The following is a 12,396-nucleotide window of genomic DNA, read 5'->3' as shown; positions in this document are numbered from 1 at the left end:
TTTTATTCTTAGTTTGGATAGATATAAGTAACAGTACCTTGAGCTGTTGTTGGGTTGAACCAACCACGGTAGTTACCAATACTACGGATACCGTTATAGTTAGATTCAGAAACTTGGATACTTGTTGTAGATTGAACAGCTGTAACGACTGCTACGTGTCCATATCCACCATCATTCCAACATGCAATAGCACCAACTTGTGGTTGAGATCCTGTACGGAATCCAGCAGCCGCTGCACTTGCAGCCCATTGACCACCGTTGCCCCAGTAATCGCCAGCCCATGGAGCCAATGTCTTCGCACCCCATGTACATTCACCAACTGGATAAGATGATGCAGATGTACTATAAGTTGGACGAGAAGTAGTTGCTACTGGTGCAGCCGCTGCTTGAGTTTGAACAGCAGGTTGAGGTGCTGCTTGAGTTTGTGCTGCCGCTGGTGTTGCAGCAGGTGTTTGAGCTGCCGCTTGAACTTGTGCTTGAAGAGTTGTATTAGCTGAAGCTTTAACAGCTGCTTGTTGTTCTTTTTGTTTTGCACGGTAAGCTGCTTCAGCTGCTGCCGCTGCTGCTGCTGCTTTTTCAGCTTCCGCTTTTTGTTGCAACAAAGCATTCTTTTCGTTTTCAGCAGTTGATTTTTCAGCAGCCAAGTTCAATTGTGCTACTTTCAACTCAGCTTCTTTTGTTGACAAAGCTTGCGCATCATCTTCTAATTGCTGTTTGTTTGCAATGACAGTATTGATAGCATCGTTGTTTTCTTTTTGTTTTTGTGCAATCTCTTCTTTATCACGTTTTTGCTCTTGCAACATTTTGTTGTTAGCATCTGCAATTTCGTTCATAGCAGAAATACGTGAGATAGCTTCTGTCAAAGATCCAGAGCTAACAATCGCATTAATATAGCTTGTTGCAGTCCCAGTTGTTTGAGCACTACGTGCTTGATTTGCAAGTGATTCTTGACGAGCAACAATATTTTTTGACAACTCATCAATCTCAGCTGACAATCGTTCAGATTCTTCATTCAAACGGTCATTTTCAGCTTGAAGATTTTCTTGTTGTTTTTTAATTTCAGATACTTGACCTTGAATTTGATCTACCTGAGCTTGTGCACTTTGTTGTTGTTGATTAATACTATTGATTTTGTTATCTTGAGCAGCAATCTTATCATCTGTTGAGTCAGCTGATACACCAGCTACAACAGCACCTTGTGATAAAGCAACTGTACTCAATAAGATTGTGGCAAATAATTTTTTCTTCATTAGATAAATTTTCCCTTTCTAATAAGACACTAACTAGTATAACAAATTTTTTAAAAATTTATATTACGCTATTGTTACATTTTTATTTCGAGTTTATAAATAAATCTTTTCAAGTAATGGCTGTAATACTATTAATAGAAGTACATTCAAAATTAAACTTGGGGAAATTTGGTAAATAATTAATGTAATCCAGTTAAATTTTATACCAATAAAAAGAATCAAAAGAAGGTTTGTTAAAATCTGAAATAATAGAATCGTTAATAAAAATGTAAAAAAACGAGTCAATCGATTGACCAAAATAATCTGATTACACCGATAAAAAATCACCTGTAGTAAAGGAAATACTAGGAAGGCAATTCCTAGGGTGTGTAAAAAATACACATCAAAACAAAAACCAAAGAAGACTCCCCACCAAATACTAGCTATCTCAGAGAAATAGAGACTCAATAACATAAAACCATATAGAAATAAAAATGAAGTAGATTCAAAGGAGCTTGGACAGAAACGAGAAATAAGAAAAGAGATCTGCCCGTCAACAAATAAAGATAAGAATAAGATTAAAGGGAAAAAATGGTACTTACGTATGACTTTCACACTACTCTCCAATCAATAGTACATAACGATTGACATCTAAATTAGCCTTTGGTTTCACACGAATTTCTTGCCCTAACTGATCAGATGCCTTTTGAGTAGAAGTCACTGTACCAAGAGGTAAGTCACTACTCTTATATTTTCCTAAACCACTTGTTGAAACCAGAGATCCTTTTTTAATTTCAACTGGATCTCCAATTTGCAACAACCGAAACTCACCCGTCTTCTCATCATAACCATTTAATAAGGCAAAAATAGATTGACCTTGACTCTCAATTTTAAACGTCAGGTGTTGTGAAGAAATAGTATCTTCGACTAATAATTTTACTTTACTAGAATTTTTCTCTATACTTTCTACCACACCAATGACACCACCAGATGAAAGAACAAACATGGAATCAGAAATTCCATCTGAACTACCTTTATCAATAACAAATTCCTGATCCCAAGAACCATAATTACGGTCAATAATCTCACTAACGATTTGTTTAGAACCCGATACAGAATTTTTGATTGACATCAAATCCTTTAATTCTCTATTTTCTGATTCCAAACGGTTAAGTTTTGACTGGTCTATATCCTTTTGATAAAGACGTGATTTTAACGAACGGTTTTCATCATTTAATTCAGATAAATCCTTTAAATCCTTTGCCTTAGATTCCACAACAACAAATGGTACCGATACTGCCTTATCAACAATAGCTAATAGATCAGAAGATTTTAAAACAATCGAAGTTCTAACAGATGGAAAAAGAAATAAAATTCCTGAAACAGTTAAAACAAACACAAAACTAAAAATTTTAAAGAATCGATTCAAGAACATAGACAAAACCTTCAAAAATATAAAAAATAGTTTGAGATGATATCTCAAACTTCGAAATTATACGGAGAATGGGGGATTCGAACCCCCGCGCCAGTTACCCGACCTAACGATTTAGCAAACCGTCCTCTTCAGCCTCTTGAGTAATTCTCCAAAATGGGCACGAGTGGACTCGAACCACCGACCTCACGCTTATCAGGCGTGCGCTCTAACCACCTGAGCTACGCGCCCAAGTTAAAAACTTGGTAATGAACCTATGTTCAAAGCGGGTGACGAGAATCGAACTCGCGACAACAGCTTGGAAGGCTGTAGTTTTACCACTAAACTACACCCGCTTATTATTAAAAGAAATGGCGCGAGACGGAATCGAACCGCCGACACATGGAGCTTCAATCCATTGCTCTACCAACTGAGCTACCGAGCCAAATTGCGGGAGCAGGATTTGAACCTACGACCTTCGGGTTATGAGCCCGACGAGCTACCGAGCTGCTCCATCCCGCGTTAATATTAAGGAGGATGTGGGATTCGAACCCACGCACGCTTTTACACGCCTGACGGTTTTCAAGACCGTTCCCTTCAGCCGGACTTGGGTAATCCTCCAAGATAATAATGGACCTTGTAGGACTTGAACCTACGACCACTCGGTTATGAGCCGAGAGCTCTAACCAGCTGAGCTAAAGGTCCAACAAGATCAACAATATAGCGGCGAAGGGGATCGAACCCCCGACCTCCCGGGTATGAACCGGACGCTCTAGCCAGCTGAGCTACACCGCCATAATATCGGGAAGACAGGATTCGAACCTGCGACACCTTGGTCCCAAACCAAGTACTCTACCAAGCTGAGCTACTTCCCGATCTAAAGCTACCGCTTTATGCACCCTAGAGGAGTCGAACCTCTAACCGCCTGATTCGTAGTCAGGTACTCTATCCAGTTGAGCTAAGGGTGCTCGTTCCTATTCAATTATTACATAGCCTTGCGACCATGCACCCTAGAGGAGTCGAACCTCTAACCGCCTGATTCGTAGTCAGGTACTCTATCCAGTTGAGCTAAGGGTGCTTCTTTCAACCTTTGTCTATGCCGAGGACCGGAATCGAACCGGTACGATCGTTACCAATCGCAGGATTTTAAGTCCTGTGCGTCTGCCAGTTCCGCCACCCCGGCCTCCTCAAGCGAACGACGGGATTCGAACCCGCGACCCCCACCTTGGCAAGGTGGTGTTCTACCACTGAACTACGTTCGCATTGCTTTCTTTATATAAAAAAATGCCGGCTACATGACTTGAACACGCGACCCTCTGATTACAAATCAGATGCTCTACCAACTGAGCTAAGCCGGCTCATTATTATTCTCTTATGCGGGTTAAGGGACTTGAACCCCCACGCCGTAAAGCGCCAGATCCTAAATCTGGTGCGTCTGCCAATTCCGCCAAACCCGCAAAATATGACCCGTACTGGGCTCGAACCAGTGACCCATTGATTAAAAGTCAATTGCTCTACCAACTGAGCTAACGAGTCTTAAAATAATTTTCATTATCTTAACGGTCCCGACGGGAATCGAACCCGCGATCTTCGCCGTGACAGGGCGACGTGATAACCGCTACACTACGGGACCTATGGGAGTTAACGGGATCGAACCGCTGACCCTCTGCTTGTAAGGCAGATGCTCTCCCAGCTGAGCTAAACTCCCAAATGGTCGTTTAACTCACTGGATCCCTGTCGTGCACTGACTTACGTCAGTTTCGACAAAGTCGAACTTGCGTTCTCCTTAGCTGAGCTAAACTCCCAAATGAGCCTAGTATCTACTAGGCTCAATCTCTTGCTAAGCGACTACCTTATCTCACAGGGGGCAACCCCCAACTACTTCCGGCGTTCTAGGGCTTAACTGCTGTGTTCGGCATGGGTACAGGTGTATCTCCTAGGCTATCGTCACTTAACTCTGAATGATTAAACATTCAAAATTGAACATCTATATTCTAACAAGTTAACCTTACATTGTCAATATCTTCTGACTCTTTGGATAAGTCCTCGAGCTATTAGTATTAGTCCGCTCCATTGCTCACACAACTTCCACTTCTAACCTATCTACCTGATCATCTCTCAGGGCTCTTACTGATATAAAATCATGGGAAATCTCATCTTGAGGTGGGTTTCACACTTAGATGCTTTCAGCGTTTATCCCTTCCCTACATAGCTACCCAGCGATGCCTTTGGCAAGACAACTGGTACACCAGCGGTAAGTCCACTCTGGTCCTCTCGTACTAGGAGCAGATCCTCTCAAATTTCCTACGCCCGCGACGGATAGGGACCGAACTGTCTCACGACGTTCTGAACCCAGCTCGCGTGCCGCTTTAATGGGCGAACAGCCCAACCCTTGGGACCGACTACAGCCCCAGGATGCGACGAGCCGACATCGAGGTGCCAAACCTCCCCGTCGATGTGAACTCTTGGGGGAGATAAGCCTGTTATCCCCAGGGTAGCTTTTATCCGTTGAGCGATGGCCCTTCCATACGGAACCACCGGATCACTAAGCCCGACTTTCGTCCCTGCTCGAGTTGTAGCTCTCGCAGTCAAGCTCCCTTATACCTTTACACTCTGCGAATGATTTCCAACCATTCTGAGGGAACCTTTGGGCGCCTCCGTTACCTTTTAGGAGGCGACCGCCCCAGTCAAACTGCCCGTCAGACACTGTCTCCGTAGATGATGAACCTACCGGGTTAGAGTGGCCATAACACAAGGGTAGTATCCCAACAACGCCTCCATCGAAACTGGCGTCCCGATCTCAATGGCTCCTACCTATCCTGTACATGTGGCACAGACACTCAATATCAAACTGCAGTAAAGCTCCATGGGGTCTTTCCGTCCTGTCGCGGGTAACCTGCATCTTCACAGGTACTAAAATTTCACCGAGTCTCTCGTTGAGACAGTGCCCAAATCATTACGCCTTTCGTGCGGGTCGGAACTTACCCGACAAGGAATTTCGCTACCTTAGGACCGTTATAGTTACGGCCGCCGTTTACTGGGGCTTCAATTCATACCTTCGCTTACGCTAAGCACTCCTCTTAACCTTCCAGCACCGGGCAGGCGTCACCCCCTATACATCATCTTACGATTTAGCAGAGAGCTGTGTTTTTGATAAACAGTTGCTTGGGCCTATTCACTGCGGCTGACTTAAAGCCAGCACCCCTTCTCCCGAAGTTACGGGGTCATTTTGCCGAGTTCCTTAACGAGAGTTCTCTCGCTCACCTGAGGCTACTCGCCTCGACTACCTGTGTCGGTTTGCGGTACGGGTAGAGTATGATTAACGCTAGAAGCTTTTCTTGGCAGTGTGACGTCACTAACTTCGCTACTAAACTTCGCTCCCCATCACAGCTCAATGTTATAGAATTAAGCATTTAACTCAATTCACACCTCACTGCTTAGACGTGCACTTCCAGTCGCACGCTTTAGTTAGCCTACTGCGTCCCTCCTTCACTACATACTCTAGTACAGGAATATCAACCTGTTGTCCATCGGATACACCTTTCGGTCTCTCCTTAGGTCCCGACTAACCCAGGGCGGACGAGCCTTCCCCTGGAAACCTTAGTCTTACGGTGGACAGGATTCTCACCTGTCTTTCGCTACTCATACCGGCATTCTCACTTCTATGCGTTCCAGCGCTCCTCACGGTACACCTTCTCCACACATAGAACGCTCTCCTACCATACCTATAAAGGTATCCACAGCTTCGGTAAATTGTTTTAGCCCCGGTACATTTTCGGCGCAGGGTCACTCGACTAGTGAGCTATTACGCACTCTTTGAATGAATAGCTGCTTCTAAGCTAACATCCTAGTTGTCTGTGCAACCCCACATCCTTTTCCACTTAACAATTATTTTGGGACCTTAGCTGGTGGTCTGGGCTGTTTCCCTTTCGACTACGGATCTTAGCACTCGCAGTCTGACTGCCGACCATAATTCATTGGCATTCGGAGTTTATCTGAGATTGGTAATCCGGGATGGACCCCTCACCCAAACAGTGCTCTACCTCCAAGAATCTTAATGTCGACGCTAGCCCTAAAGCTATTTCGGAGAGAACCAGCTATCTCCAAGTTCGTTTGGAATTTCTCCGCTACCCACAAGTCATCCAAGCACTTTTCAACGTGCCCTGGTTCGGTCCTCCAGTGAGTTTTACCTCACCTTCAACCTGCTCATGGGTAGGTCACATGGTTTCGGGTCTACGACATAATACTAATCCGCCCTATTCAGACTCGGTTTCCCTACGGCTCCGTCTCTTCAACTTAACCTCGCATCATATCGTAACTCGCCGGTTCATTCTACAAAAGGCACGCTCTCACCCATTAACGGGCTCGAACTTGTTGTAGGCACACGGTTTCAGGTTCTATTTCACTCCCCTCCCGGGGTGCTTTTCACCTTTCCCTCACGGTACTGGTTCACTATCGGTCACTAGAGAGTATTTAGGGTTGGGAGATGGTCCTCCCAGATTCCGACGGGATTTCTCGTGTCCCACCGTACTCAGGATACTGCTAGGTATAAAGACTATTTCGAATACGAGGCTCTTACTCTCTTTGGCTGACCTTCCCATGTCATTCTTCTATAATCTTTAAGTCCACATTGCAGTCCTACAACCCCGAGGAGTAAACTCCTCGGTTTGCCCTCCTGCCGTTTCGCTCGCCGCTACTCAGGCAATCGCTTTTGCTTTCTCTTCCTGCAGCTACTTAGATGTTTCAGTTCACTGCGTCTTCCTCTACCTATCCTTAACAGATAGGAGTACTAGCCATCAGCTAGTGGGTTCCCCCATTCGGACATCTCTGGATCGTCGCTTACTTACAGCTCCCCAAAGCATTTCGTCGTTTGTCACGTCCTTCTTCGGCTTCTAGTGCCAAGGCATCCACCGTGCGCCCTTATTAACTTAACCTTATTTTTGGTCTTGCGACCTAAACTCTTTAAATATTTACAGCGTTTCGGTTTATTTTCTTGTTACTATTTGATATAGATATTCAATTTTCAATGTTCAATCTTAACACTCCTTAAAGTGTTAATGGAGCCTAGCGGGATCGAACCGCTGACCTCCTGCGTGCAAAGCAGGCGCTCTCCCAGCTGAGCTAAGGCCCCACAAGACCTCTCAAAACTAAACAAGACCAACGTACAGGTTTCCTTTTCCTTAGAAAGGAGGTGATCCAGCCGCACCTTCCGATACGGCTACCTTGTTACGACTTCACCCCAATCATCTATCCCACCTTAGGCGGCTGGCTCCAAATGGTTACCTCACCGACTTCGGGTGTTACAAACTCTCGTGGTGTGACGGGCGGTGTGTACAAGGCCCGGGAACGTATTCACCGCGGCGTGCTGATCCGCGATTACTAGCGATTCCGACTTCATGTAGGCGAGTTGCAGCCTACAATCCGAACTGAGACTGGCTTTAAGAGATTAGCTTGTCGTCACCGACTCGCGACTCGTTGTACCAGCCATTGTAGCACGTGTGTAGCCCAGGTCATAAGGGGCATGATGATTTGACGTCATCCCCACCTTCCTCCGGTTTATTACCGGCAGTCTCGCTAGAGTGCCCAACTAAATGATGGCAACTAACAATAGGGGTTGCGCTCGTTGCGGGACTTAACCCAACATCTCACGACACGAGCTGACGACAACCATGCACCACCTGTCACCTCTGTCCCGAAGGAAAACTCTATCTCTAGAGCGGTCAGAGGGATGTCAAGACCTGGTAAGGTTCTTCGCGTTGCTTCGAATTAAACCACATGCTCCACCGCTTGTGCGGGCCCCCGTCAATTCCTTTGAGTTTCAACCTTGCGGTCGTACTCCCCAGGCGGAGTGCTTAATGCGTTAGCTGCGGCACTGAGTCCTGGAAAGGACCCAACACCTAGCACTCATCGTTTACGGCGTGGACTACCAGGGTATCTAATCCTGTTTGCTCCCCACGCTTTCGAGCCTCAGCGTCAGTTACAGACCAGAGAGCCGCTTTCGCCACCGGTGTTCCTCCATATATCTACGCATTTCACCGCTACACATGGAATTCCACTCTCCCCTTCTGCACTCAAGTTAAACAGTTTCCAAAGCGTACTATGGTTAAGCCACAGCCTTTAACTTCAGACTTATCTAACCGCCTGCGCTCGCTTTACGCCCAATAAATCCGGATAACGCTCGGGACCTACGTATTACCGCGGCTGCTGGCACGTAGTTAGCCGTCCCTTTCTGGTAAGTTACCGTCACAGTGTGAACTTTCCACTCTCACACTCGTTCTTCTCTTACAACAGAGCTTTACGATCCGAAAACCTTCTTCACTCACGCGGCGTTGCTCGGTCAGGGTTGCCCCCATTGCCGAAGATTCCCTACTGCTGCCTCCCGTAGGAGTCTGGGCCGTGTCTCAGTCCCAGTGTGGCCGATCACCCTCTCAGGTCGGCTATGTATCGTCGCCTTGGTGAGCCGTTACCTCACCAACTAGCTAATACAACGCAGGTCCATCTCTTAGTGATGCAATTGCACCTTTCAAATCATTATCATGCGATATCGACTTTTATGCGGTATTAGCTATCGTTTCCAATAGTTATCCCCCGCTAAGAGGCAGGTTACCTACGCGTTACTCACCCGTTCGCAACTCATCCGCTCGGTGCAAGCACCAAGCTTCAGCGTTCTACTTGCATGTATTAGGCACGCCGCCAGCGTTCATCCTGAGCCAGGATCAAACTCTCATTAAAATAATTGTTTGTCTTAAACTCATTCTGTCACTGACAGATTTATTGTTTTTTTATTGTTCAGTTACTATAACTTTCGTTATAGCGCCCTGCACATTGGTTCGTCTTGTTCAGTTTTCAAAGGTCTTTGTCGCTCTCGCGCGACAACTATATTAGTATATCATGACCTTCTCTTACTGTCAACACTTTTTTCCAAAATTTTTTATTTTTTTGAAAGTTCATTTATACACTGTCAACTTTCAGTTCTTAAATTGAATTTTTAAAATCCTTTAGATAGTTCTCTAATTTCTTTTTCATTTTTGTTTTTCCTAGACATCTTCTGTTTGCTAGTAATGCTTCATATTGTTCTTTTTCTTTTACTGTTAATTTTTCTTTAAAACGTTTTAATGCATCTCTCAGAACAACCAGCTCATCTAAATATATTTTTCTTGATGAAATTCTGTGACTAATTTCTCCGATTTCAATATATGGAAGTCTATTAATTTTTCTCTTATCACTTTCCTGTTGTCTTATTTTATCTTTAATATGATTTCTAAATTTTGTTTTGAAATATGTATAAAGTAATTCTTCATTTGTTTCAATTTCAGGATTTTTTTGATAAAGTTCAAACAGAGTTAGCTGACCTTCTTGTTCCCAATCATCCTTTTCCCATAATTGAATATAATACTCTTTTTCACATTTTCTTACGATATATTTTACTTTTTGATACATTTTATTAAATTCCATAAGCTCTCCTTTACTTTTATCTGTATTTTATAAAAATAAAGAAGCCCTTTGGGCTTTTTTTCTATTCTGCACCTTTTTTTAACTATTTGGTTATTATTTTTAACTATTTTGTCCAAATACACAAAAAAACTGCCACTTGGTGACAGTTTATCGATAGTCCGTACGGGATTCGAACCCGTGTTACCGCCGTGAAAAGGCGGTGTCTTAACCCCTTGACCAACGGACCATTTTTACAACATATTCTATTATACAGAATATTTTTACTCTGTCAACACTTTTTTAATAAAAAAAGAAGGAAATATTTTCCTTCTTTTGAATTAGTTATTTTCTTCTAATTTTGACTTAATCTCATCATATGATAGAGGTTTTGCTTCCTCTTCTAATTCATGCTCTGAATTTTCAGGCATTTTTCCTGTTTCATATAATGATTTAATTTGAACACTATCCAAGGTTTCATATTTTAATAGAGCTTCCGCAATTAGTTTATGCGTTTCTCTATTTCCTTGAATAATTTCTGCCGCTTTATTACGGGCTTCATTCAACAAACCACGAACTTCTTCATCAATTTCGTAAGCAGTTTGTTCTGAAATCATTTTTTGTGGGCTTTGAGCACCAAACATCGCATGATTTCCTTCATATTGGACTGGTCCAAGTTTTTCACTCATACCATATTCTGTTACCATTGCACGCGCCATTTGGGTAGCTTGTTCAAAGTCATTTGAAGCACCCGTTGTTTGTGAATTGAAAATAATTTCTTCGGCAACACGTCCTCCCATGAGCCCAGCTAATTGTTCTTTCATATCTTCTTTAGAAAGTAACATTTGATCTTCTTTAGGAAGGGCAATCATGTAACCGCCTGCACGACCACGTGGAACAATCGTAACTTTATGAACTACACGAGCATTTGATAAGACCAGACCAACGATTGTATGACCAGCTTCGTGATAAGCAACCATTTCACGTTCTTTTTGTGAAATCGTCCGATCTTTCTTAGATGGACCTGCAATAACACGATCTTCTGCTTCATCGATATCAGCAGCATCAATTACTTTTTTATTTCGACGAGCTGCAACCAAGGCCGCTTCGTTCAAAACATTTTCGAGATCAGCACCGACAAATCCTGGTGTTTGTTGAGCAACCAATTTCAAGTCCACATCTTGAGCAAGTGGCTTATTCTTAGCATGAACACGAAGAATTGCCTCACGACCTTTCACATCTGGACGTCCAACTAATACTTTACGGTCAAAACGGCCAGGACGAAGAAGGGCAGGGTCAAGGACATCAGAACGGTTAGTTGCTGCGATAACAATGATTCCTTCGTTGCCTTCAAAACCATCCATCTCAATCAAGAGCTGGTTAAGGGTTTGTTCACGTTCATCATTTCCACCACCAAGACCTACACCACGTTGGCGCCCAACAGCATCAATTTCATCGATAAAGATAATGGCTGGAGCTGCTTTTTTAGCATCTTCAAAAAGTGAACGAACCCGGCTAGCACCGACTCCGACAAACATTTCAACGAAGTCAGAACCAGAGATACTGAAGAATGGCACTCCAGCTTCACCAGCTACTGCTTTTGCTAAAAGGGTTTTACCAGTTCCGGGAGGGCCTTCAAGAAGCACACCTGCTGGGATTCTTGCACCCAATTTAGTAAAGCGTTTTGGATCTTTTAAAAATTCAACAACTTCAACAAGTTCTTGTTTTTCTTCTTCAGCTCCTGCTACATCTGAAAAACGAACTTTAATATCTTCTTTATTAGCAGCGCGGGCTTTATTACGACCAAAGTTCATGGCACCTCTGGCACCTCCGCCACCGCCTTGGTTCATCATTGAGAAGAAGAAGAACATGACGATAACAAATGGAACAATTGAAGTGAGAATTGTTATCCACATGCCACTTGAGCTCTCACGCTTGATGGTGATTTCTGCTTTGTGGTCAGCTGCTAATTTTTGTAATTCATTGACGGTGATATCAGATGGAAGGATGACACTAGTAAAGCGAGATACTTTTTGAACACTTGGGGTAAAAAATTGAATTCCTGTATCTTCTTTTGATTCTTTTGCTTTATTATAGGTACCTGCAATTTCAATCACACTACCATTTGGTTGGTAACTGATCGTTTTTACATTATCATTTTTAATTTCTTTGACCAATTCTGTGTAGTTGATTTGCTGACTTTGACCAACCCCATTACCCGCAAAAAAGTACTGGAATCCTGTCACAGCCGCTACAATAATCAACAAATACAGAAATGGATTTCGGACAAAACCGTTATTTTTTCTGTTATTCATCTAGTCTCCT

At 43.5% G+C, this 12,396-nt stretch carries 5 protein-coding genes, 20 tRNA genes and 3 rRNA genes; all 28 read right to left on the bottom strand.

Annotation, left to right across the window (positions count from 1 at the left end; translation table 11 throughout):
• Positions 1-8 precede the first annotated feature (8 nt).
• Positions 9-1,250 carry a peptidoglycan hydrolase PcsB gene (gene pcsB / locus LPB220_RS00200; RefSeq protein ID WP_049473285.1) on the bottom strand — a complete coding sequence of 414 codons (1,242 nt, stop codon included), beginning with the start codon at positions 1,248-1,250 and terminating at the stop codon, positions 9-11.
• Positions 1,251-1,343: 93 nt separating this feature from the next.
• Entirely contained in the window at positions 1,344-1,844 is a 501-nt protein-coding gene (mreD, locus tag LPB220_RS00195) for a rod shape-determining protein MreD (RefSeq protein WP_150904983.1), read from the bottom strand.
• Position 1,845: 1 nt separating this feature from the next.
• Positions 1,846-2,664, bottom strand: a complete 819-nt coding sequence (gene mreC / locus LPB220_RS00190; protein ID WP_150904981.1) for a rod shape-determining protein MreC — start codon at positions 2,662-2,664, stop codon at positions 1,846-1,848.
• Positions 2,665-2,726: 62 nt separating this feature from the next.
• Positions 2,727-2,814, bottom strand: a tRNA-Ser gene (locus LPB220_RS00185).
• A 4-nt stretch (positions 2,815-2,818) separates the two neighbouring features.
• Positions 2,819-2,892, bottom strand: a tRNA-Ile gene (locus LPB220_RS00180).
• Positions 2,893-2,925: 33 nt separating this feature from the next.
• Positions 2,926-2,996, bottom strand: a tRNA-Gly gene (locus LPB220_RS00175).
• Positions 2,997-3,012: 16 nt separating this feature from the next.
• Positions 3,013-3,085, bottom strand: a tRNA-Phe gene (locus tag LPB220_RS00170).
• A gap of 3 nt (positions 3,086-3,088) precedes the next feature.
• Positions 3,089-3,162, bottom strand: a tRNA-Met gene (locus LPB220_RS00165).
• 9 nt (positions 3,163-3,171) lie between these two features.
• Positions 3,172-3,261: transfer RNA gene (locus tag LPB220_RS00160), tRNA-Ser, on the bottom strand.
• Positions 3,262-3,271: 10 nt separating this feature from the next.
• Positions 3,272-3,345: transfer RNA gene (locus tag LPB220_RS00155), tRNA-Ile, on the bottom strand.
• Positions 3,346-3,361: 16 nt separating this feature from the next.
• Positions 3,362-3,435: transfer RNA gene (locus LPB220_RS00150), tRNA-Met, on the bottom strand.
• A gap of 6 nt (positions 3,436-3,441) precedes the next feature.
• Positions 3,442-3,515: transfer RNA gene (locus tag LPB220_RS00145), tRNA-Pro, on the bottom strand.
• 19 nt (positions 3,516-3,534) lie between these two features.
• A tRNA-Arg gene (locus tag LPB220_RS00140) sits at positions 3,535-3,608 on the bottom strand.
• A 36-nt stretch (positions 3,609-3,644) separates the two neighbouring features.
• A tRNA-Arg gene (locus tag LPB220_RS00135) sits at positions 3,645-3,718 on the bottom strand.
• A 19-nt stretch (positions 3,719-3,737) separates the two neighbouring features.
• A tRNA-Leu gene (locus LPB220_RS00130) sits at positions 3,738-3,823 on the bottom strand.
• A gap of 7 nt (positions 3,824-3,830) precedes the next feature.
• Positions 3,831-3,902 (bottom strand) — tRNA-Gly (locus LPB220_RS00125).
• Positions 3,903-3,925: 23 nt separating this feature from the next.
• Positions 3,926-3,998: transfer RNA gene (locus LPB220_RS00120), tRNA-Thr, on the bottom strand.
• Positions 3,999-4,015: 17 nt separating this feature from the next.
• Positions 4,016-4,097: transfer RNA gene (locus tag LPB220_RS00115), tRNA-Leu, on the bottom strand.
• A gap of 6 nt (positions 4,098-4,103) precedes the next feature.
• Positions 4,104-4,176, bottom strand: a tRNA-Lys gene (locus LPB220_RS00110).
• Positions 4,177-4,200: 24 nt separating this feature from the next.
• A tRNA-Asp gene (locus LPB220_RS00105) sits at positions 4,201-4,273 on the bottom strand.
• Positions 4,274-4,275: 2 nt separating this feature from the next.
• Positions 4,276-4,348 (bottom strand) — tRNA-Val (locus tag LPB220_RS00100).
• 131 nt (positions 4,349-4,479) lie between these two features.
• A 5S ribosomal RNA gene (gene rrf / locus LPB220_RS00095) occupies positions 4,480-4,595 on the bottom strand.
• A 79-nt stretch (positions 4,596-4,674) separates the two neighbouring features.
• Positions 4,675-7,574, bottom strand: a 23S ribosomal RNA gene (locus LPB220_RS00090).
• Positions 7,575-7,698: 124 nt separating this feature from the next.
• Positions 7,699-7,771 (bottom strand) — tRNA-Ala (locus tag LPB220_RS00085).
• 53 nt (positions 7,772-7,824) lie between these two features.
• Positions 7,825-9,372 (bottom strand): 16S ribosomal RNA (locus LPB220_RS00080).
• Together the 16S, 23S and 5S rRNA genes with 19 tRNA genes alongside form the textbook arrangement of a ribosomal RNA operon.
• A gap of 243 nt (positions 9,373-9,615) precedes the next feature.
• Positions 9,616-10,095: a sigma-70 family RNA polymerase sigma factor gene (locus tag LPB220_RS00075; RefSeq protein ID WP_003009261.1), complete on the bottom strand. Its 480-nt coding sequence runs from the start codon at positions 10,093-10,095 to the stop codon at positions 9,616-9,618.
• A gap of 154 nt (positions 10,096-10,249) precedes the next feature.
• A tRNA-Glu gene (locus tag LPB220_RS00070) sits at positions 10,250-10,321 on the bottom strand.
• Between the two features lie 91 nt (positions 10,322-10,412).
• Positions 10,413-12,386, bottom strand: a complete 1,974-nt coding sequence (gene ftsH, locus LPB220_RS00065; protein ID WP_003002062.1) for an ATP-dependent zinc metalloprotease FtsH — start codon at positions 12,384-12,386, stop codon at positions 10,413-10,415.
• Positions 12,387-12,396: the final 10 nt, after the last annotated feature.

The sequence above is a fragment of the Streptococcus sp. LPB0220 genome, from assembly GCF_008727815.1.
Lineage (GTDB): Bacteria > Bacillota > Bacilli > Lactobacillales > Streptococcaceae > Streptococcus.
The sequence above is the reverse complement of the archived record's forward strand: the minus strand, read 5'-3'. Positions and strand labels throughout refer to the sequence as shown.

Bases quoted from the DNA above. Each gene is read 5' to 3' on its own strand.
- pcsB (WP_049473285.1), bottom strand. From the start codon at position 1,250: ATGAAGAAAAAATTATTTGCCACAATCTTATTGAGTACAGTTGCTTTA.
- mreC (WP_150904981.1), bottom strand. From the start codon at position 2,664: ATGTTCTTGAATCGATTCTTTAAAATTTTTAGTTTTGTGTTTGTTTTA.
- LPB220_RS00075 (WP_003009261.1), bottom strand. From the start codon at position 10,095: ATGGAATTTAATAAAATGTATCAAAAAGTAAAATATATCGTAAGAAAA.
- ftsH (WP_003002062.1), bottom strand. From the start codon at position 12,386: ATGAATAACAGAAAAAATAACGGTTTTGTCCGAAATCCATTTCTGTAT.